The following is a 20,773-nucleotide window of genomic DNA, read 5'->3' as shown; positions in this document are numbered from 1 at the left end:
CTCAGGCCAGCGCGTATTCGTGCCAGTTCAGCCCTTCCTGGCTCCAGCGCATGCCGTGGCCTTCCTTCAGCATCCGCAGGGCCTGCATGGTGTGCGGCCAGCGGCGGATCACGTTGGCCAGGGCCACCGGGGTCATCAGGTCCGCGGTGCGGCGGTGCTCGCCCGGGCCGAGGAGGGCGACTCCGCCGGGCGTGGAGATGATGTCGGTGAGCGCGCTCTGACCGGACAGCGCGACCTGCTCGACGCTCAGGATGGTGTGCGGCTGGAGCTCTTCGGGCCAGCTGTGGCGGTCGATGTCCGCGGCCACCGGCTGGTCGCAGGAACCGCACTCGCACGGGGACTCGCCCGCCCAGCCGTGCTGCTTCCACGACCACACCGCCGCGGCGCCGATGCCCAGGTCGGACAGCGCGGCGACGTGCGGCCAGGCACCGACGACGGCGCTGAGCAACGTCTTCTTCGACGGGCGCGGGGATCGGCCGGGGCCGTCGAAGGACCAGGTGCCCGCCTTGTCGCGGTGCACCCGCACCAGCGGGGCGCGCATCGCGAGCACGTCGGCGTCCACGTGCACTTCGGATTCCGGTGGGGCGCTGAGCTTCCAGTGCGTGTTCATCGCGGGCATACTGTTCCGCCGCGGCGCGCCATCTCAAGCTCCGCCACCCGAACGTGTCATGGCGATTGGATCACCCCGCTGCGGGAACCGCGGTGATGAGCTCGCGGATGCCGGCGGCGTCGAGGAGGTCCGCCGGGCGCAGGGTGTGGTCGTGGCGGACGTAGTGGAACGCCGCGCGCACCTTCTCCAGCGGGGTGCGGGACAGTTCCGCCCAGGCCAGCCGGTAGGCCGCCAGCTGCACCGACAGCGCGGGCACCTGGTCGCCGCCGGGCACCGCGCCGGTCTTCCAGTCCACCACGGTCCAGCCGCCGTCGGGGTCGCGGAACACCGCGTCCATCCGGCCGCGCAGGACGATTCCCTCCACCTGGGTCTCGAACGGCACCTCGACGCGGTGCGGGGTGCGATCGGCCCACGCCCCGGCCAGGAACGCCTCCTGCAGTTCGGCCAGGTCCTCCTGCAGCGGCGCGGAATCGTCGGCCGCGCCGGGCAGTTCGTCGTACTCCAGCAGCGCCGAGGAGGTGAACCGGTGCTCCAGCCAGGCGTGGAAAGCGGTGCCGCGCCTGGTCATCGGGTTCGGCGGGAACGGCAGCGGGCGGCGCAGCCGCCGGGCCAGACCGTCGGTGTCACCGGCGAGTTCGACGAGCTGGCTCACCGACAGGTGGTCCGGCAGCCGGACCTGCTCGCGGCGCTGCGCCGCTGCCGCGCGCTCGGCCAGCAGCACGTCGACGTCGCGGGCCCAGCCGTCCTCGTCCTCATCGTCCGGTTCGAGCGAGTCCACATCGGACAGAGCGGCCCGCACCATGTCCGCGCCCTCGGTGACGGCCGCGCGGCGCGGGCCCAGCGGATCGACCGGCCACTCCGCGCTGCGCACCGCCTCGGCCAGCGGGTTCGCGTCGTCCTCGGCGGGTTCCGGGGCGAGGCGGTCGAGCACGCCCACCCCGGAATCGTCGAGCACCGCCGCCAGTTCCCGGAGGAACACCGACGGCCCCTTCGGCCGGTCGCCGTTCTCGCCCCACCAGTGCCCGGAGAGCAGCAGCGTCCGCTCCGAGCGCGTGACGGCGACGTAGAGCAGCCGGCGTTCCTCGGCGATGCGCCGCTCCTCGAACTCCTCGTCGTGGATGCCGAGCGCTTCGGTGATCTCCTTGCGGTCCATTCCGGACAGCCGGCCGAGGTCCAGCTGGGGCAGGTCCTGGGCGTCGCCGCGCAGTTCGGCGGGCAGCGCGGTGACCGAGCGCAGCCAGGACGAGGACTTGCGCTTGCCCGGGAAGACCTCGTTGACCAGGTGCGGGACGGCCACCACCTGCCACTCCAGGCCCTTGGCGGCGTGCACCGTCAGGACCTGGACGCGGTCTTCGGCGACCTCGACCTCGCCCGGTTCCAGGCCGTCCTCGGCGCGCTCGGCGGCCGACAGGTAGTCCAGCAGCGCGGGCAGGGTGGCCGAGGGGCTGGTCAGCGCGAAGCTGGTGACCACGTCGGCGAAGGCGTCCAGGTGGATCCGGCCCGGGCCCACCGCTCGCGCGATGCTCTCGATGTCCAGCAGCAGGGTCCGCTCGACGTCGGCGACCAGTTCCGGCAGCGGCTGGTCGAGGCGTCGCCGCAGGTTCGCGAGTTCGCCGCCGAGCCGGCGGATCCGCTGGTAGCCGGTCGCGGAGTAGCGCGCGGCGTGGCCGGGGTCGTCGAGCGCGTCGACCAGCCCGGCCTGCTCGGCGTTCTCGCCCGGCAGCGCCGCGGTGACCACTGCGGACGGATCGTCGGAGGCCGGTTCGGTGAAGGCCTGCGCGCCGAGTTCGCGCGCCCGTTCCCACAGCGCGGCGAGGTCGGCGGCGCCGATGCGCCAGCGCGAGCCGGTGAGCAGCCGCATCGCCGCCGTTCCGGCGAGCGGGTCGACCAGCACGCGCAGGGCGCTGACCAGGTCGCGCACTTCGGCCTCGTCGAGCAGCCCGCCGAGCCCGACGACCTCCACGGGCAGTCCGCGCTCGCGCAGCACGGCGGCGATGTCGGCCATGTCCGCGCGGCGCCGCACCAGCACCGCGGTGGTCGGCGGCTGGTCCCCGTCGTCCACCGCGGCGTGCCAGCGCGCGGCGATCTGGTCGGCGAGCCAGTCGAGCTCCTCGCGGACGTCACCGGCCAGGGCCAGCCGGATGTCACCGGGCGCCGCGCCTTCCCTGGCGCGCAGCTCGTCCACTTCGAGCCCGGTGCTGCGCAGCGGCTCGGACACCGCGTTGGCGAGCTTCAGCACCTCTTCGGGATTCCGGAAGCTGGTCAGCAGCCCGTACCGGCGCGCGGGGGCCTTTCGCCCGTCCTCGACGCGCGGGAAGTCGGTGGTGAAGCGCGGCAGGTTCGCCGCGCTCGCGCCGCGCCAGCCGTAGATCGCCTGCGCCGGGTCGCCGACCGAGGTGACCGGCAGCGGGGTGCCCTGGCCGAACAGCGATCGCAGCAGCACCCGCTGCGCGTGCCCGGTGTCCTGGTACTCGTCGAGCAGCACCGCGCCGTACCGGGCCCGTTCGCCCTCGACGACCTCGGGGTGTTCGGCGGCCAGCAGCGCGGCGAGCGACATCTGGTCGGCGAAGTCCATCGCGCCTTCCCGCCGCTTGCTCTGCGCGTACTCCTCGACCAGCGGCAGCAGCGCGACCCGCAGCTGCTGCGCGGCGACGACCTTCACCAGCTCCTGCGGCAGGTTCGCGCGCTGCCCCTTCGCACGCGGCGCGTTCTCGATGACCTCGCTGAGCCTCTCGGCGTGGTCGCGCAGCTCGCCCGGGCGCACCAGGTGCTCGGCGAGCTCCCCGGCCAGCGACAGCACGTAGCCGGTCACCGTGGCAGGCACCTTGTCGGTGTCGAGGTCTTCGGTCCAGGTCGCGACCACGCGGTGCGCGAGCTGCCACGACGCCGTCTCCGACAGCAGCCGCGCACCCGGCTCGACGGGCACCCGCAGTCCGTGCTCGCCGACGATCCGCCCGGCGTAGGCGTGGTAGGTCAGCACCGTCGGGTCCTCGGTGAGCACCGCCGAGCGCAGCTGCCCGCTCGGATCGACCTCGTCCAGCAGCCCCGATCCGGCGAGCCTGCGCAGTCGCGCGCGCACCCGGTCGGCGAGCTGCCGCGCGGCTTTCCGCGTGAAGGTCAGGCCGAGCACCTGCTCCGGCGTGACCAGCTGGTTGGCCACCAGCCAGACCACGCGAGCGGCCATCGTCTCGGTCTTGCCCGCTCCTGCGCCCGCGACGACCAGCGCCGGCTCGGCGGGCGCGGCGATGACCGCGGCCTGCTCCGGAGTCGGCGGGTGCAGTCCCAGCGCCTGGGCGATCCGATGTGGACTGACCCGCGGCCGTGCCTCGCTCACTGGGAGACCTGTCTTCCCGCCGGGTGGACCGGGCAGGAGGTGCGCGCCGGGCAGCGGGAGCAGTCGGAGTTCTCGGTGGCCACGTAGGCCGGCCCGAGGCTGTCCGCCGCCGCCGTGTGCACCACGTCGAGCCACACCTTGATCCGGTCCTCGTCCAGCGCCTGCTGGGTGCGCTCGGTGGCCGCGCCCTTGCGGTCGGACTTCGCCACGTACAGCAGCCGCGCCCCGCCCGGAGCGTCGTGCTCGCCGAACGCGCCCAGCGCGGCGGCGAGCTGGTAGACCGCGAGCTGCGGGTGCTCCTCGGCATCGCCCTTGCTGACCGGGTTCTTCCCGGTCTTGACGTCCACCACGACGGGACGTCCTTCGGCGTCGACCTCCAGCCGGTCGACCCGGCCGCGCAGCCGCAGCCACGGACCGCCTTCGCGCGCCGGGACCGTGACGTCGAGGTCCTTCTCCACGCCGACCTGGGTGAGCTCGGCGCGCGACTGCACCAGCCAGTTCACGAAGGCGTCGAGCATGTGCTCCACGCGCTTGCGCTCCTTGCGGGAGAACCACGGCGCACCGGCGTCCACCGATTCCCACGCGTCGTCGAGAGCCTTGTGCAGCTGCGTCGTGTCCGCTCCGTCGGCGGCGGCCTGCACGAGCGCGTGCACCAGGGTTCCGGTGATCGAGGCGAGTTCGGCGGTGTCCTGACCGCCGTGCCGCTCCACCAGCCAGCGCAGCGGGCAGGTGGCCAGGATGTCCACTGTGGAGGGAGAAACGCGCACCGGCTCGTCGCCGGTCACCAGCGGCTGATCCGTCGAGTTCTCCGGAAGTCCGTACCAGCTCTCCGGATTGGCACCCGGCACGTTCGCCGCGGCCAGCCGCGCCAGCTGCTTGGCCGCCCGCTCGCGCCGACGCGGCTCCGTCGCCGAATCGCACACCACCCGGCGCAGCTCGCCGACCAGGTCGGCCAGCGCCAGACCGCGCTCCGGCCGCGCGATCGGCCGCTCCACCACGTCGGGATCGCTGTCCACGCCCTCCAGCTCGTCGAGGAACCGCGACGGCTGGTCGTCCTCGCCGCGCACCGCGCTGACCAGCAGGTTCCGCCGCGCCCGGCTGGCCGCGACCCGCAGCAGCCGACGCTCTTCGGCGAGCAGCGGCGCGGTGGCCGACACCCGCTCGGAGTCCATCCCGGACAGCACGTCCACCAGCCGCTCCACGCCGAGCAGCGATCCGCGCAACCGGAGATCCGGCCAAATCCCCTCCTGCACACCGGGAATCGCCACGACTTCCCACTCCTGACCGCTCGCGGCGTGCGCGGTGAGCACCCGGACCGCGTTGTCGCGGGGCGCGGTCGGCGCGAGCGAACTGCCCGCGATCTGCTGGCTGGTCAGGTAGTCGGCGAAACCGGCGGCATCGGCGCCGGGGAGGCGGTCGACGTACTGGGCGGCCGCGTCGAAGAGCGACACGATGGCGTCGAGGTCGCGGTCGGCCTGAGCAGCGGCGGTGCCGTGCCGCTCGGTCTGCGCCACCCAGCGCTTCTCCAGACCGCTGGCCTTCCAGACCCGCCACAGGGTTTCTTCCACGCTGTGCCCGGCGGCGACCGAGTCGGACGCCTTGCGCAGCAGGCCCGCGAGGCGGCGGGCGGGCTCGGCGGCGGAATCCTCCAGCGCGGCGAGGCGATCGTCGTCCTGCAGCACCTCCACCAGCAGCTCACCGCTGCCCCGGCCGCCGCCCGCCGCGAGCTCCAAGCGGCGGAGCCCCCGGCGCAGCCGACGCAGCGCCAGCGGGTCGGCCCCGCCGAGCGGCGAAGCCAGCAGCTCAGCGGCGGCGTCCGGATCGAGCGCTTCTGGGCGCGCGGCACAGCGCAGGAGGGTCAGCAGCGGACGGACCGCGTTGCGCTGCGCGAGCGGGATGTCGTCGACGGGGAGCGCGATCGGCACGCCCGCGGCGAGCAGTGCGCGGCGCAGCACCGGCAGGGAGAGCCCTGTCGAGCGCACCACGACCGCCATCTCCGACCAGGGGATCTCGTCGAGCAGGTGCGCCCGGCGCAGCTGGTCGGCGACCCAGGAGGCCTCCTGCGCCTCGGTGGCCAGCAGGCGCACCTGCACCGATCCGTCGCGACCGCCTTCGGGCTCGACCAGCTCGCGCTGCGGGCCCGAGCCCGGCAGCCGCTCCGCCAGCCGCTGCACGGCTTCGCGGACCGCTTTGGACATCCGGTGGTCGACGGTCAGCACCTCGGTGCTGTTGCGGTCGGGATCGGAGTCCAGCAGGCAGCGCGGGTCGGCACCGCGGAACGAGTACACCGCTTGATCCGGGTCGCCCGCCAGCACGAACTCGGTCGCGGTGTCGCCGAGCCGCCTGATCAGCCAGTACTGCTGCGGGTCCAGGTGCTGGGCGTCGTCGACGAACACGTAGCGCACCCGGTCCTGCTCGGCGGCGAGCAGCTTCGGGTCGGTGTCGAAGGCCAGCAGCGCCGAGCCGACCAGCTCGGCGGCGTCCAGCGCGGGAGCCTGCGAACCACCGGCACCGCGCAGCAGCGTGACCTGCTCGTACTGACGCGCGAACTTGCCCGCGGCGATCCACTCGGGACGACCGTGCTGGCGGCCGAGCGCTGCCAGGCGCTCCGGGCCGACGCCCCGCTCAGCGGCCCGCAGGAGCAGATCGCGCAGCTCTTCGGCGAAGCCGGGGACGGTCAGGGCCGGGCGCAGCGGCTCCGGCCAGTCACCGGCGCCCACCTCCACATCACCGGCCAGCAGATCGCGCACCAGCGCGTCCTGGTCGGGACCGTTGAGCAGCTGCGGCGGCGGCAGCTGCTCGCGCACCGCCTGCAGCCTCAGCACCGCGAAGGCGTAGGAGTGGACGGTCCGCACCAGCGGTTCGGGCGCGGTGCGCACCTCGGACGACGAGCCGGTGAGCAGCCGGGTGATCTCGGTGCGCATCCAGGCCGCGGCGCGGCGGCTCGCGGTCAGGACCAGGACGTTCTCCGGCGACACCTCGCGGTTGCGGATCCGGTCGGCGGCCAGCTCGGCGATGAGGGTGCTCTTGCCGGTCCCGGGGCCGCCGAGCACGCGCAGGAAGCCGAAGGTGTGCGCCAGCGCCCGCTGCCCGGCTTCGTCCCACGTGACGCGCCGCCGAGCGGGTTCGGCGCGGCGCACGAGCACGGGCGCGGTCGGGGATGGCACCCATCGATGGAACCACGCGTCAACGACAAGGTCGCGAACGGCTCGCGGTTCGCCGAGTCGATCTCGCTCGCAGGTGGGAGGCCTGCCGCGTTCGTTCGCGCGTCCCCCGTTCCGGGACGCCGAGCCGGGGCTGAACCGCCGGGCGGTTGTCGCACGTGTGACCGGAGGCAAGGGCGTTCACCACCGATTTCCACCGGATCTGCACGCGCGAGTAACGCCGATTCAATGTGAATTCAAGACCGCCTTTTGGTGGTACAAACCAATTTTTTCATCTGGCAAGGTTCCGGATCACCACGGGCAGACCGCCCGTGACCTGCGAAATCGCTCCCCCGAGACGCATTGCTCCCCCGAAGGAGGAAACCGTGAGCAAGGTCCGCAAGAGCCTGCTTACCTGTGCCGCGGCCACGGCGGCGCTGGCCCTCGGCGCTGTTCCCGCACTCAGCGCTGAAGCGACCGACGCCCGAGCCGACGCCGCCGCTCCGGTCGCCGCCTCGCCCTACCTCTACAACGGCTGGGGCAACCCGCCCGCGGTCGGCGAGGTGATGAGCGCCACCGGCATCAAGGACTTCACGCTGGCGTTCATCCTCTCCGACGGCACCTGCAACCCCGCCTGGGACGGCAACCGCCCGCTGGACGGACCGGACAAGGCGGTCATCGAGGACGTCCGCGCCAACGGCGGTGACGTCATCCCGTCCATCGGCGGCTGGGCGGGCAACAAGCTCGGCGAGGCCTGCCAGGACGCGCAGTCGCTGGCCGCCGCCTACCAGAAGCTGATCGACGCCTACGGCCTGAAGGCCATCGACATCGACATCGAGGCCACGGAGTTCGAGACGCCCGCGGTGCAGGACCGGGTGCTGGAGGCGCTGAAGACGGTCAAGGAGGCCAACCCCGGCCTGCAGACCGTGATCACCTTCCCGACCCTGATCAGCGGCCCGAACGAGCACGGCCAGCGGCTGATCGACAAGGCCGCCGAGATCGGCGCGAACGTCGACGTCTGGACGCAGATGCCGTTCAACTTCGGCGGCACCGACATGGCGGCCGACACCATCACCTCCACCGAAGCGCTGAAGGAACGGCTCAAGACCGCCTTCGGCTACGACGACGCGGAGGCCTACGCGCACGCGGGCATCTCGTCGATGAACGGCAACACCGACGTCGGTGAGGTCGTCACCCCGGCCGACTTCCAGAAGATGGCCGACTACGCCAAGGAGAAGAACCTCGGCCGGTTCACCTTCTGGTCGCTCAACCGCGACCGCCAGTGCGAGGGCGGTGGCGGCGGTGACTCCTGCAGCGGCATCCCCCAGCAGCAGTGGGAGTTCACCAAGATCGTCGCGGGCTTCCAGGGCTGAGAACCCGCGGCAGCAGAGGGGCGAACGGCCGCTTGCGAGCGGACCGTTCGCCTCCGGCGGCCGGGCGATGCCGGTGCGGTAGCTTCGGGTGCGTGAACGAGGAGACCTGGGAGCAGGTGCGGGCGGTCGTGGCCTCGATCCCGCCCGGATCGGTGCTCTCCTACGGCGACGTGGCCGAGATCGCGGGGCTGCGTTCGGCACGCATCGTGGGCCGCATCCTCGCCGAGGACAGCGCCGACCTGCCGTGGCACCGGGTGCTGCGCTCCAACGGCACGGTCGCCGAACACCTCCGGCAGCGCCAGCTGGAACTGCTGCGAGCCGAAGGCGTCCTCGCCGACGGAGCCCGCGTCAGCATGCGCCGCTACCGCTGGACTCCCGACGAAGAGCCCCGCCCCGAGGTCTAGTCGCCGAAGTACCAGTGCTTTCCCCTGGCCCAGCCGAGGAAGCGCCTGCCTCCGCTCGGCGTCGTGCCGGTCTCGTCGAACCTCCCTCCACCGAGCACGTGCACCAAACCGTCGACTGCCGGCGTGAACCGGGTGAGGCCTGCGTCGCGAACCGCCTCGTCCAGCCTGCTCAGCTGGGCCTGCTGTTCCTGCGGATCGCAGAAACCGAGCAAGAAGATCGCCTGCCGCCAGGCGTAAGCGGCGTTCTTCACCTGGATCAGCGCCGCGTGGTGGTCGAGCCCCGGCTGCTGGCGGAGTCGGGCGACGACCCAGTCGAACGTCCGCCGGACCAGGTCCGGTGCGCGCTCGCACAGCTGATCCGCCAGCCCCAGCTCGTGCACCAGGACAGCGAGGTTGTGCGTGGTGAGGATCTGGGACTGCTCCAGCACCGCACCGTTGCGCGACGCGAGTCCCCTGCCACTACCGGCTTCCTCGGCCCGCGCGACGCACAGCTCCGCGAAGTCGTCGGCGGTCCGCCGTCCCCACCTGGTACCGGTTCGCCGCTCCTGCGGCCACGCCGATTCCGGCGGCAGGTCGTAGTAGGCCGCGTAGACCGTGCCCGCCAGCACCCGGCTCGCCAGCACCGCGGCGTCCCGCCACTTCACGGTGAACGTGCCCATGAAGATGTCCGCGGCCACCTCTTCCACCAGCGGCAGCCGGGTTCCGGCCAGCGATGCCATCGCTCCGAACTCGCGGACCAGCGGGTTCGGCGGCAGGGCCTGCGGGAACGAGGTGATCGCGAGCAGCACGGCCTGCTGCAGCGAGCGATGCGCGGCCACCGAACGATCGACCTGCGGCGACCGGCAGACGGCGAGCGCGCGCACCCACGGGAGTTCGCCGAACCGCACCTGCTGCTCCAGGTTGAGCAGCAGCAGGCTGCGACGGCGCCGGAACGCGGTGTAGGTCTGCTCGTACACCCCGGCCAGCACCGGATCGTCCAGGCCCGCCGCAGCGAACCGGGCGGTGAGCTGCGGCAGCACGCGCGCGAGTACCTCGCCCGAGGTGATCACGCCCCGGTGCACCAGCTCGTCCACCGGTGCTTCCAGCGCACGCGCGGCCTTGTCGACCAGGTGCGCCGGGATCGCGGTGCCGACCGGTACGCCGTTCACACCGTCCTCTTCGGACACCGCCGCCGCGATCGGCTCCAGCGACGGCACACCTCCGTCGGCCGGGTAGTGGTCCAGCCGCGTGGCCACCAGCTCGGCGACCGCGGCATGCGTGGGGGCAGCGATCGACTCGGCCTGCGCAGCGCGAATCGAGGCTCGGAACTCCGCGTGCGGAGCGCCGTGCCTGGTCGTGGTGTTGGCGAGCGCTCGGCGAATCCAGCCGACCTCCCGCCCGGAGAGCTTCGCGCTGTCCACCGGGCAGGCCAGCAGAGCGGCGCGCAGCCTGGCGAAGTTGCTCTTCGGGTGGGCGTGCCGACCGGACGGTGCGTGGTCCCGGCTGATCCGCGTGTAGTCGTCGAGCCACCGGGTCCGCGCCTGCGTCCAGTCGTCCGGCCACCGGCGGCATGGCCACCCGCCGCGCACTTCGCCCCGCTCTTCGTCCAGGTGCGGCAGCTCGCCGTCCACAGTGCTGCACCACAGCTCGACGAGCCGGTCGTAGAGCGGGTTCCACACCTCCAGCGTCTCGCGCATCGCCGCCAGCTGTTCGGGCACCCGGACCCGACGCAGCGAGGCGGTCACCTCGCTCACCGGAGCCAGCCGCACCGCCGCGCCGGACGGCTGCGGCACGGGTTCGAACCGCGGGGTGAAGCGCAGCCGGTGCATCAGCGGCCGGAGCTCGGCGACGAGGTCCAGCGCCTGCTCGGCGAAGCCCCGGTCCAGCAGCAGGGCCGCGACTGCCAGCGCCGATTCCTCCGGCACGTCGATCCGGTAGGTCCCGTCGCGCAGGGCGGCGAGGAGTTCCGCCCGACCGGCATCACCGAGGTACCAGAGGTTGAGCCGCTCCCGATCAGTCCCGCCCGGCACGTCCTCCGGCAGCGCGGCCAAGCGCTCCCGCTCGGCGTCGGACAGCGGTGCCTGCGCCAGGTACCGCCCGGTGGCGAAACCGCCGTGGGCCACTTCGAGCGTCACCCACGCCGGGGTGTCGGCGACCGGCGTGCGGGAGCCGATCTCCAGCCGCCCGCCGGCCATTCCGGCCAGCACGTCCTCCCAGCGCCGGACCTTCTCCAGCGCGGCATCGTCGCCGGACCGCGCGGCGGCCAGGGCAGCCGTCCACTGGGCCACCGCGTACGCCGGTGCGGCGCGCTCGCTGTTCTGCTCGGACATGACTCACCCCAGACGTGGAAGATCGACGAGACCTGGCGGTGAGGATCGAACTCACGCCCTCCCGGTTATAAGCCGGGTGCTCTGCCGCTGAGCTACACCAGGTTGCGGCCACGGCGGCCGCTTCGACATGGAGGCGGGAATCGAACCCGCGCCCTCCCGGTCCCGAGCCGGGCGATCTACCACTGGTCTACTCCATGATGTGCCCACCACTGTATTGACCGAACCACCGCGCGGACAAACGATTTTCGGCAACACGATGGAATTACCCACAACCCAGGGAACTTCGAATCCACCGAATCCGGCAACCGCTCCCCGGATTCCGCCGCACATCAGTCCACTTCGGACTTCCGGTGGCGCGGCAGCTCATCGGCCACCAAGCGCACCAGGGCCGCGGTGCGAGAACGCTCCGGCACCGCGTGCGGCAGCCCGGCAGCGGCGATCGGCGCAGCGGTGACCGGCCCGACGCACGCGATGAAGACCTTCTCCCGCAGCACTTCCCGCAACCGCTCGCCCCGCCCGGTGCGATCCGCGCGAGCGAGGAAGTTGGTGGCCGCGGGCGCGCTGGTGAACGGCAGCGCATCCACCTCGCCCCGCACCACCGCGTCGATCAGGTCGTCCAACGCCCCCAGATCGACCGGATCGGTCCACCGGTAGACCGTCACCGGCACCACCTCGGCACCGGCGTCGCGCAGCGCACGGCGGAACTCCAGCATCGGATCACCGTGCACCTGCAGCACGACCCGCTTCCCCGCGAGATCCCGTTCCAGCAGGTGCGCCAGCACCTCGGAGGACTCCTCCGAGGGCGAGGTGAAGGACTCCACCAGTCCAGCACCACGCACCGCACCACGCGCTTTCGCACCACGCGCAGCCACCTCGGCCGACCTCAAGTGCTCCCGCAACCGCTCACCATCACCGGCCTGCTCAGCGGCCTCGAACCAACCCCGGAACCCGACCCCGGTGATCGCCACGACGTGATCGACCGGCGCGGCGAGCACAGCCTCGGTCGCCGCGGCGAGCTCGCCGTCCTCCGGCAGCGGCACGGTGTGCATGGCGGCGCCGAACACCACCCGAGCGCCCCGCCGAGCGAGCAACGCCCCGATCTCCTCGGCCTTGCGCTCGGCCGTCACACCCACCGTGAAACCGCGCAGCGGCTGATCCTCGTCCACAACCCCATCCTCACACCACGCGACGACCCGGTGAAGGGCACCTTTAGGCGAGTAACTTGCTAAAAGGTGCCCTTCACCGGGATCAGAGAACTTCGAGGACCATCTGGGAGGCGCGTTCGAGACCGGTGAGGGTCTGGGCGGAGGAGCGGGGGTGCAATGCGTGCACCGCCAGGCGGAAGAGCAGGGCGCGCAGCAGGGCCTGCGGCCAGTCGGAGAGGTGGGACCAGCGCTCCACGATCGCCGCGTCCGCGCCGCCCCAGGCCAGCGCGTCGATCACCACGACCGCCGCCGCCCACTCCGCGGGCCGCCAGTACGGGTTGAAGTCGATGATGCCGGGCGCCGCGTCGTCGGTGAACAGCACGTTGCCGAACAGGTCCCCGTGCACCACCTGCGGTCCCAGCTGGACCTCGCGCCGCGAGCCGGCGAGCACGTCGTAGAGGCGCCCGCCCTTCTCCTCCGGCAGCGCGTACTCCTCCTCGCCCCAGGCCATCCGGTCGGCCAGCGCGTAGATGTCCTGGCGGGCCTGCAGGAAACGCGGCCGGGCCAGGAACCGGCTGGCCGAGTGCAGCCGCAGCGACATGGCCACCACGTCGTCGTGCCGCGGCTCGGCCCGGCCCGCGATGTTCCGGCTGGCCGACCAACCGGACACCACCCAGCGGCCGTCGGTGGACCGGACCGGCCGGGACACCCGCACCTCGTCCGGTTCGAGCAGGTCGAGGGTCTGCGCGACCCAGGCCGCTTCGGCGGTGTTCGCGGCTGGCTTCAGCACGATGTCCCCGCACCGCCAGGCGACCGCGCCCTCCAACGGCTCGGGGTCTTCGACGCGCGCGCCGAATGCCGCGCGCACGTGCGGCGGTGGCGGCTCCGGCGTAGGACTCACGCGCCAGACGCTACATCGATGATCGCCAAATGCGCAGCAGGCGCTCCGAAGCCCACGAACACATCACTACGAACGACAGCGGGCCGGCAGGTGCCGAAGCACCCACCGGCCCGCTGTGGACGGATCAGTAGGTCGGGAGGCTCTGGTCGACTTCGTTGGCCCAGCCGAGGACTCCGCCGCCGACGTGGACCGCGTCCGCGAAACCTGCCTTGTGCAGGGCCGCGAGGGCTTCCGCCGAACGGGCGCCGGACTTGCAGTGCAGGACGATCTTGCGGTCCTGCGGCAGCTCCGACAGCGCCTCACCGGAGAGGATGCGGTCCTTCGGGATCAGCTTCGAGCCCTCGATCTTGACGATCTCGTACTCGTGCGGTTCCCGGACGTCGATCAGCTCGAACTTCTCGCCGCGGTCGAACATCTCCTTGAGCTCGCCCGGGGTGATCGTGCTGTTCGCCGCCGCGCTCTGGGCGTCGGCGGAGACCACGCCGCAGAACGCCTCGTAGTCGATCAGCTCGGTGATCGGCGTGGCGTTCGGGTCCTTGCGGATCTTGACGGTGCGGTAGCTCATCTCCAGCGCGTCGTAGATCATCAGGCGGCCGAGCAGCGTCTCGCCGATGCCGGTGATCAGCTTGATCGCCTCGTTGACCATGATCGAGCCGATGGAGGCGCACAGCACGCCGAGGACGCCGCCCTCGGCGCAGGAGGGCACCATGCCGGGCGGCGGCGGCTCCGGGTACAGGTCGCGGTAGTTCGGACCGTGCTGGTCCCAGAACACGCTGGCCTGGCCCTCGAAGCGGAAGATCGAACCCCACACGTACGGCTTGCCGAGCAGCACCGCCGCGTCGTTGACCAGGTACCGGGTGGCGAAGTTGTCCGTGCCGTCCAGGATCAGGTCGTAGTCGCGGAAGATGTCGAGCGCGTTGTCCGAGCTCAGGTGCGTCTGGTGCAGGACGACCTTGACGTACGGGTTGACCTCGGCGATCGAGTCGCGGGCCGACTCGGCCTTGGGCCGGCCGAGGTCGGACTGCCCGTGGATGACCTGGCGGTGCAGGTTGGACTCGTCGACCTCGTCGAACTCCACGATGCCGAGCGTGCCCACCCCGGCCGCGGCCAGGTACAGCAGCGCCGGGCTGCCCAGGCCGCCGGCGCCGACCACCAGCACCTTGGCGTTCTTCAACCGCTTCTGCCCGTCCATCCCGACGTCCGGGATGATCAGGTGGCGGCTGTAGCGCGCGACCTCTTCCTTGGTCAGCTCAGCCGCCGGTTCGACCAGCGGCGGCAGCGACGTTGCGCCGGACATTCCCAGCTCCTCCTCAATGGTCGGCGCTACCAGCGCGCGAGCACGTCAGCAGCACCTCAGGCGTCCCCGGAGAGCGCCCGAACGGGGTCTCACGGAATCTGCAACGCAAGACTCCCCGATGCTCTTCCGCAACCCAAACTACTCCCACACTCCGGGACGAAACCCGATCGAAGCAGCCCTGAATCGCTCAGGTTCCGCACCGAGTCCGGAACCACCTACGGAATCGGGAAGGGCCAGGCGTTGGGCTTGCAGACGAAACCGTCCGAGGGGATCTGGGTGCCCTGGTCGGCGATCTTGTTCAGCTCGTGCAGCTCGTTGTTCGAGACGCTGAAGGTCTGCTGCATCATCACCGGCGCGAGCCCGCCCTGCGTCGGGCAGCCCACGTGCTTGTTGCCGAAGACGTGCCCGACCTCGTGGTTGATCGCGTAGCGCCGGTAGCTGCCCATGTCGCCCTCGAACGACACCGCGCCCCGCACCCAGCGGGCCGCGTTCAGGTAGACCATCTCGCCCTTGCGGCACGAGCTGTCGTAGGGCACGCCGTTGCTGTAGTCGCAGGCCTCGCGCGCGGTCTGCTGGCTGACCAGGATCACCCGGAAGTCCGGGCTCTCGCCGCCCGCGTCCACCCGCTGCAGCGAGATCGGCCCGGTGCTGGTGGCGCCCTGCGGGTTGGTCCAGCTGCGCGGGTCGGACAGCGTCGACTGCACCAGGTTGCCGAACTCGGCGTTCGGGTCGGCGATCTCGACGCCGACCTCGATCTCGACGGTGTAGCGGTACAGCCGCCCGGTGCCGATCACCTCCGAGGTGCCGGGCAGCACCCGGAAGGTGCGCGCGCCGGTCTCCGGGATCTCGCCGCCCGGGGGCAGGTCGGCGGAGAACAGCTCCGGGCCGAACTGCTGACCGGGGGCTTCGGTGACGACCGGTTCCTCCGGGGCCTCCGATTCGCCCGCCGCCTGCTGTTCGGTGATGGCGCCACCGTCAGTGGGCCGGACGGTCTGGAACACGGCCAGCGCGCTGATCACCACCAGCAGCGGGACCGCGTAGATGCGCCAGCCGTACCGGGACATCACGCCCGGTCGCTTGCGGCGCGGCTCGTCGTCCTCGAGGTCGTCCGCCTCGTCGACGTCCTCGGGTTCGGCGGTGGGGTTCCAGGACGCCGCCAGCGGCTCGCCCCGGTGCTCTTCCGCCCCTACTCGCGCCTTGGTACGACCTGCCGGTCGGCGGTCGTTCGCGGAGTTACGAGGTCGCTGCGGCGGGCGGGTCACGCACACTAGCGTGCCACAGCCAATCCGGCACCCCAGGTCACACCGGCCACTGCGCGTGATCGCCCCGGCCGAGCGACCCCGGACCGGCGCAACCGATCACCACCCATCTTCGGATCCGGCCAGACCGAGCACCGCCCGCGCGACTATCCGTGGCCGTTCCATCTGCGCGACATGACCTGTTCGTGGCAGCACGAGCAGCTTCCCGCGCGGCACCAGCAGCGCGGTGCGCGGTGCTTTGCGCACCGAGACGACCCGGTCCTGCGCGCCCCACACGACGAGCGTCGGCGCGCTGATCTCCGGGAGCAGCCGCCACAGCGAGCGCGCGGGCGGCACCAGCCAGGAGCGCAGCAGCTCCATCGTGGTGCGCCCCAGCGCCGGGCCCGCCCAGGGCAGCCCGTCGCGCTCCTCGAACTCCGCGACCGCCTCGGCGAAGCGGTGCTCCGGCACCACGTCCGGGTCGGCGAAGCACAACCGCAGCAGCTGTTCGGTCCGCTCGGCCGGAGTCGTGGTGGCCAGCTGCCTGCGCGCCCTGGTCCCGAGCACCGGGACCATCGCCAGCGCGATCCGCGGGTCGGAGAGCCGTCGCGGGTCCAGCCGCAGATCGGGCATGGCCGGGGAGATCAGCGTGAGCGTGGCGACCAGGTCCGGGCGCTGCACGGCCACCTCGATCGCCACCGCCGCGCCGAAGGAGTTGCCGGTCAGGTGCACCGGGCCGGGCAGCTGCGCCAGCAGCCCGATCACCACCTCGGCGTTGGCCCGGCGGGTGCAGGTGAAGCCCGGCGGCGGTTCGGTGCGGCCGAAGCCGGGCAGGTCGACGGCGATGCTGCGCAACCGGGGTGCCAGCACCGCGGCGAGGTCGGTCCAGTTCGTCGCCGAACCGGCCAGCCCGTGCAGGTGGACCGCGGTCTCGGCGGTCGCCGACGGGGCGGGCGTCTCCCGCACGTGCAGGCGCACCGGCCCCTGGCCGGTGGCGACTTCGAGGTGCCGACCGGGCGGCGGCTTGGCGGTGAGGTCGACCGGCGCAACGCCGTCGACCACCAGCGGCACCCGCGTCAGCTCCCGCCGGCCCAGCCGGTCTCCTCCGGGGTGCGCAACGGCAGACGTCGTCGTGGTCACAGCTACAGCATGAAGGCCCTGCCACCACCGGATTTCGCTACCTACCACTACCGGCGAGTAGAGTCAGGCCGCACCGGAGGCCGCGGAGGCCGCCGCGAGCGTTGGGAAGGAACCGGGTGGAGGCGAGGATGACCGAGACCGCGCAACCGAGCCGAGGTGTCCGGTTGCCCCGCGACGCACGCCGGGCGCAGCTGCTCGAAGCTGCACAGCACGTGTTCGTGCACAACGGCTACCACGCGGCGGCGATGGACGACATCGCGGAGCGCGCGGGGGTCAGCAAGCCCGTCCTCTACCAGCACTTCCCGGGCAAGCTGGAGCTGTACCTGGCGCTGCTGGAGACGCACGGCAACGAGCTGGTGCGCCGCGTCCGCGAGGCGATCGCCTCCACTTCGGACAACAAGCAGCGGGTGCGGGCGGCGATCGGTGCGCTCTACGAGTTCGTGGCGGGCGAGGGCCAGGCGTTCCGGCTGGTGTTCGAGTCCGATCTGCGTGGCGAGCCCGCCGTGGAGAAGGCCGTGGAAGATGCCCTGGACGGGTGCATCGACGCGATCACCGAGGCGGTGACGGCGGATGCCGGGCTGGACGCCGAGCGCGCCCGCCTGCTGGCCGTCGGCCTGGTGGGCCTGAGCCAGGTGACCGCGCGCTACTGGCTGGACGAGCGCGGGACGATCGCCCTCGAAGAGGCGGTCGGCCTGATGTCCACCCTCGCCTGGAAGGGCCTCGCGGGCTTCCCGCTGCAGAACCCCTGACCCACCGGAGTCCGGCGCCGTCCGGGCGGGACTTCCGCGATTTCCATGGAAGTAGGACGTCCGACTTCAAGGGAAGTTGCGCGCCCCGTCGGCGTGTCGGGCATCGACACGCCGACGGGGCGTCGGGTTTCGCGCGATTTCCATTGAAATTGGACGTCTGATTTCAATGGAAATCGCGTGCCTAGCGGGCGGCTCCGGCCACCAGTTCGGCGATGCGGCCGGTGACCTCCGCAGTCCGCTCCAGCGGGAGCATGTGGCCCGCGCCCGCGTAGATCAGCAGCTTCGCCTGCGGCAGCGCATCGGCGATGCGGCGGGAGTGGGTGTGCGGCGTGAGGCGGTCGGCGAGCCCCGAGAGCACCACCGTCGGGATGTCCCGCAGCACGGCCAGCGCGTCGAGCCGGTCGTGGTCGATCAGGGCTTCCCGGTACGCGGCCATGTTCGCCGGGTGGCAGGCCGCCACCCAGTCCGCGGTGACGGCCACGTCGCGGGCCTCCGGCCCGGTCCCGAACAGCAGCCAGCGCATGCCCGGCCGCATCCAGGACGACTGCGGGCTCAGCCGCTTCCCGCGAGCCGCCGCGAGCCGCTTGCGCACCACCCGCTCGCCCCGGTTGGCCAGCGCCGCGACCGGTGCGGGCAGACCGAGGCTCGGCGTCGCCAGGTCGCCGCCGGAGGTCGCCACCAGGGCCACCCCGGCGACGCGCTGCCGCACCAGCTCCGGGTGCCGCTCGGCCAGCGCCATGATCGTCATGCCGCCCATCGAGTGCCCGGCCAGCACCACCGGGCCGGCCGGAACGCGCTCCGCGATCAGCTCCGCGAGGTCGTCCGCGCAGCGCCGGATGCTCGCGCTGCCGGGCTGCGCCGGGTCGCTCTCGCCGTGGCCGCGCAGGTCGTACCGGATCGTGCGCACGTCCACCCCGGACGCCGTCGGCAGGCAGGCCGCCACCCGGTCCCAGAGGTGCTTGGTCAGCGTCCAGCCGTGCACGAGCACGACGGTGACCGACGCGTCGGCCGGTCCTTCCTCGACGACGCGCAGCCGGGCGCCGTCGCTGGTGGTGAACTCGTCGGCGGTCGTGGTCTGCAAGTTCGCTCCCGTCATCGGATCAGGTAAGCCTTCTTCCACCAGTACATGCCCGGTTTGCCGACCAGCCCGGCCTCGTCCAGGAACGACATGATCTTCTCGCCGCCCCAGTGCAGGGTGTCCAGCCAGTTCGGGTTCCGCCAGGCCGCTTCGAGCCCGTCGCGGGGCCGGATCCCGACCGCCTTGTAGACGTGCGGGTTGATCAGGCTGAAGCAGATGAAGTAGGACACCAGCGCGGTCCAGAACTGGTGGTAGGCGCGCTCCGCGGCGTTGCACTCGGCCATCCGGCGCACCACCTCCTCGCGCGCGAAGGTGACGTGCCGGGCCTCCTCCAGCACGTGGATGCGGTTGATCATGCGGACCAGCGGCTGGACCTCCGGGTCGTTCATCTGGTCCCGCTGGTAGCGGTCCAGGATCTCCTCGGCGACCAGGATCGACGCGTACGCCGAGGGCCCGCGCAGGGTCGCGGGCAGGATCCGGCCGCCGAGCTTGAGCAGCGGTAACGGCCCGTAGGCCGGCGCCCCGACGCGGTCGACGGCCTTGGCGAACATCGTGGAGTGGCGGCACTCGTCTGCCACCTCGGTCAGCGCGTACTGGGCGTGGTTGGTGCGCGGGTCGGAGTCGTAGAACTCCTTGAGCAGCATCTGCATCAGCAGGACCTCGAACCACAGGCCGTTGGAGGCGATGCTGGCGAACTCGTGCTTGGTGAGCTCGATGCGCTGCTCGTCGCTCAGCCGGTCCCAGAGCGGTGTGCCGTAGAGCGAGCTCCGGTGGAACGGGATGAACGGCTTGCCCTCGGCCAGCGGCGCGTCCCAGTCCACGTCGATCTCGGGGTCGTAGCTGTTCCGGGCGGACGAGTTCAGCAGTCTTCCGGCCGTCTTCTCCCGGTCGTTGACCTGCAAGGTCCTGCTCATCCGGTGATCACCTTCTCCGCCGCCACATTGCGTGTTACTTCGGGTAACAGTTACCTTCGGTAGCGTGAGCCACACCTCTCGACCTGTCAAGGCTGTCCAGCGCGGCGATGCGCGCCGGGAGCGCTGGCGGGAACACCGCCAGGCCAGGCGCGCCGAGTTCGTCGAGGCCACCGTGCGCGCGATCGGCAAGCACGGCGCCGACGTCGGCATGGACGACATCGCCGCCGAGGCCGGCGTCAGCAAACCGGTGCTCTACCGGCACTTCAACGACAAGAGCGACCTGTACGTCGCCGTCGGCGAGTGGGGCGCGGAGCTGCTCATGCAGCGGCTGCGCCCGCTGTTCCACGAGAACGGCAGCCCCAACCAGCGGATCCGCCGTCTGCTCGACGCCTACCTGGGCACCATCGAGCAGTACCCGGAGCTGTACCGGTTCGTCGTGCAGCGCAACTTCGCCGACCGGCCGGTGCACAGCGATCCGGTATCGGCGGAGAAGACGGTGATCGCGAACTCGCTGTCCCGCATCCTCGGCGAGTACCTGCGGCTGCTGGGCCTGGACTCCGGCGGGGTCGAGGTCTGGAGCCACGGCGTGGTGGGGATGGTGCAGGCCAGCGGCGACTGGTGGCTGGACCGGCAGTCGATGAGCCGCAGCGATCTCACCGACTACCTGGCGCAGATCATCTGGCACGCGATCGACGGCGTGCTGCGCTCGGCCGGACTGGTGATCGACCCCGACGAACCGCTCGAGATCAGCGACCAGGGGCTGCGCGTGGTCGCGGAAGCAGAGGAGCAGGAGGCCGAGCATGGCTGACCACGACGATGACGACTACCGCGGCCCGGCGACGGTGCGCACCGACGACCGCGAGGTCCCGGTCGAGGTGGTGCTGCGCGGCCACTTCCAGCCGATCGACGGCCGGTTCCACTGGTACGGCAGGGTGGCCGCGCACGACGAGGTCGCCGAGTTCGCGGCGAACCGCAAGACCTCCGTGCTGCTGAGCACCCCGGAGGGCGAAGCGCAGGGCGTCCTCTCCGACCCCGACCCGTGGGGCCGCTACCGGATCACCGGCACCGGACGCCCGCCGTTCCCGATCCCGACCGAAGTGGACGACTGAGGCACCCGTTCGGGTGAAGCGCGAAGGGC

General features: G+C 71.8%; 16 protein-coding genes and 2 tRNA genes. 5 read left to right on the top strand and 13 right to left on the bottom strand.

Annotated elements, in window-relative coordinates; genetic code table 11:
- Position 1 precedes the first annotated feature (1 nt).
- From OU416_RS19370 to OU416_RS19360, 3 genes are all read right to left on the bottom strand, one after another.
- Entirely contained in the window at positions 2-610 is a 609-nt protein-coding gene (locus OU416_RS19370; protein WP_270928395.1) for a hypothetical protein, read from the bottom strand.
- A 70-nt stretch (positions 611-680) separates the two neighbouring features.
- The gene (locus tag OU416_RS19365; protein ID WP_270928394.1) at positions 681-3,944 is read right to left on the bottom strand and encodes an ATP-dependent helicase; all 3,264 of its coding nucleotides are present in this window, start codon (positions 3,942-3,944) and stop codon (positions 681-683) included.
- Positions 3,941-7,111, bottom strand: coding sequence for an ATP-dependent helicase (locus tag OU416_RS19360; protein ID WP_270928393.1), 3,171 nt, complete (start codon positions 7,109-7,111; stop codon positions 3,941-3,943). The genes OU416_RS19365 and OU416_RS19360 overlap by 4 nt, the downstream gene beginning before the upstream one ends.
- 362 nt (positions 7,112-7,473) lie before the next feature.
- On the opposite strand from OU416_RS19360, the gene OU416_RS19355 reads away from it, so the two are divergent.
- The gene (locus OU416_RS19355) at positions 7,474-8,460 is read left to right on the top strand and encodes a chitinase (RefSeq protein ID WP_270928392.1); all 987 of its coding nucleotides are present in this window, start codon (positions 7,474-7,476) and stop codon (positions 8,458-8,460) included.
- Positions 8,461-8,552: 92 nt separating this feature from the next.
- Entirely contained in the window at positions 8,553-8,864 is a 312-nt protein-coding gene (locus tag OU416_RS19350) for an MGMT family protein (RefSeq protein WP_270928391.1), read from the top strand.
- Here the strand turns inward: OU416_RS19350 and OU416_RS19345 are convergent.
- From OU416_RS19345 to OU416_RS19310, 8 genes are all read right to left on the bottom strand, one after another.
- On the bottom strand, positions 8,861-11,173 hold the full coding sequence (locus OU416_RS19345) for a hypothetical protein (RefSeq protein WP_270928390.1): 2,313 nt from the start codon (positions 11,171-11,173) through the stop codon (positions 8,861-8,863). The two genes, OU416_RS19350 and OU416_RS19345, sit on opposite strands and share 4 nt — an antisense overlap.
- Positions 11,174-11,203: 30 nt before the next feature.
- Positions 11,204-11,275: transfer RNA gene (locus OU416_RS19340), tRNA-Ile, on the bottom strand.
- 23 nt (positions 11,276-11,298) lie between these two features.
- Positions 11,299-11,370, bottom strand: a tRNA-Pro gene (locus OU416_RS19335).
- A 132-nt stretch (positions 11,371-11,502) separates the two neighbouring features.
- Positions 11,503-12,339 carry a uroporphyrinogen-III synthase gene (locus OU416_RS19330; RefSeq protein ID WP_270928389.1) on the bottom strand — a complete coding sequence of 279 codons (837 nt, stop codon included), beginning with the start codon at positions 12,337-12,339 and terminating at the stop codon, positions 11,503-11,505.
- An 82-nt stretch (positions 12,340-12,421) separates the two neighbouring features.
- Positions 12,422-13,219 (bottom strand): TIGR02569 family protein, encoded by a 798-nt coding sequence (locus OU416_RS19325; RefSeq protein WP_270928388.1) that lies wholly within the window; start codon positions 13,217-13,219, stop codon positions 12,422-12,424.
- Between the two features lie 124 nt (positions 13,220-13,343).
- Positions 13,344-14,516 (bottom strand): adenylyltransferase/sulfurtransferase MoeZ, encoded by a 1,173-nt coding sequence (moeZ, locus tag OU416_RS19320; protein ID WP_270928387.1) that lies wholly within the window; start codon positions 14,514-14,516, stop codon positions 13,344-13,346.
- 215 nt (positions 14,517-14,731) lie between these two features.
- Positions 14,732-15,778: a DUF3152 domain-containing protein gene (locus OU416_RS19315; protein WP_270928386.1), complete on the bottom strand. Its 1,047-nt coding sequence runs from the start codon at positions 15,776-15,778 to the stop codon at positions 14,732-14,734.
- A 96-nt stretch (positions 15,779-15,874) separates the two neighbouring features.
- On the bottom strand, positions 15,875-16,894 hold the full coding sequence (locus OU416_RS19310; protein WP_270928385.1) for an alpha/beta fold hydrolase: 1,020 nt from the start codon (positions 16,892-16,894) through the stop codon (positions 15,875-15,877).
- 128 nt (positions 16,895-17,022) lie between these two features.
- Here OU416_RS19310 and OU416_RS19305 point away from each other — a divergent pair, with 128 nt between their 5' ends.
- Positions 17,023-17,643 carry a TetR/AcrR family transcriptional regulator gene (locus OU416_RS19305; protein WP_093153135.1) on the top strand — a complete coding sequence of 207 codons (621 nt, stop codon included), beginning with the start codon at positions 17,023-17,025 and terminating at the stop codon, positions 17,641-17,643.
- A gap of 181 nt (positions 17,644-17,824) precedes the next feature.
- Here the strand turns inward: OU416_RS19305 and OU416_RS19300 are convergent, their stop codons facing one another.
- Positions 17,825-18,739, bottom strand: a complete 915-nt coding sequence (locus OU416_RS19300; protein ID WP_270928384.1) for an alpha/beta fold hydrolase — start codon at positions 18,737-18,739, stop codon at positions 17,825-17,827.
- The gene (locus tag OU416_RS19295; RefSeq protein ID WP_270928383.1) at positions 18,736-19,635 is read right to left on the bottom strand and encodes an AurF N-oxygenase family protein; all 900 of its coding nucleotides are present in this window, start codon (positions 19,633-19,635) and stop codon (positions 18,736-18,738) included. Before OU416_RS19295 ends, OU416_RS19300 begins: the two co-directional genes overlap by 4 nt.
- Positions 19,636-19,699: 64 nt before the next feature.
- Between OU416_RS19295 and OU416_RS19290 the strand changes: the two genes are divergently transcribed.
- Positions 19,700-20,443 carry a TetR/AcrR family transcriptional regulator gene (locus OU416_RS19290; RefSeq protein ID WP_093153128.1) on the top strand — a complete coding sequence of 248 codons (744 nt, stop codon included), beginning with the start codon at positions 19,700-19,702 and terminating at the stop codon, positions 20,441-20,443.
- Complete coding sequence (locus OU416_RS19285) at positions 20,436-20,744, top strand: DUF4873 domain-containing protein (protein ID WP_270928382.1); 309 nt, start codon at positions 20,436-20,438, stop codon at positions 20,742-20,744. Before OU416_RS19290 ends, OU416_RS19285 begins: the two co-directional genes overlap by 8 nt.
- Positions 20,745-20,773: the final 29 nt, after the last annotated feature.

It is taken from the genome of Saccharopolyspora indica, from assembly GCF_027853965.1.
Classification (GTDB): Bacteria; Actinomycetota; Actinomycetes; order Mycobacteriales; family Pseudonocardiaceae; genus Saccharopolyspora; species Saccharopolyspora indica.
The sequence above is the reverse complement of the archived record's forward strand: the minus strand, read 5'-3'. Positions and strand labels throughout refer to the sequence as shown.

Excerpts from the sequence above, each read along its gene's own strand:
- OU416_RS19370 (WP_270928395.1), bottom strand. The coding sequence starts at position 610 with ATGAACACGCACTGGAAGCTCAGCGCCCCACCGGAATCCGAAGTGCAC.
- OU416_RS19345 (WP_270928390.1), bottom strand. The coding sequence starts at position 11,173 with ATGTCCGAGCAGAACAGCGAGCGCGCCGCACCGGCGTACGCGGTGGCC.
- moeZ (WP_270928387.1), bottom strand. The coding sequence starts at position 14,516 with ATGTCCGGCGCAACGTCGCTGCCGCCGCTGGTCGAACCGGCGGCTGAG.
- OU416_RS19305 (WP_093153135.1), top strand. The coding sequence starts at position 17,023 with ATGACCGAGACCGCGCAACCGAGCCGAGGTGTCCGGTTGCCCCGCGAC.
- OU416_RS19300 (WP_270928384.1), bottom strand. The coding sequence starts at position 18,739 with ATGACGGGAGCGAACTTGCAGACCACGACCGCCGACGAGTTCACCACC.
- OU416_RS19295 (WP_270928383.1), bottom strand. The coding sequence starts at position 19,635 with ATGAGCAGGACCTTGCAGGTCAACGACCGGGAGAAGACGGCCGGAAGA.
- OU416_RS19285 (WP_270928382.1), top strand. The coding sequence starts at position 20,436 with ATGGCTGACCACGACGATGACGACTACCGCGGCCCGGCGACGGTGCGC.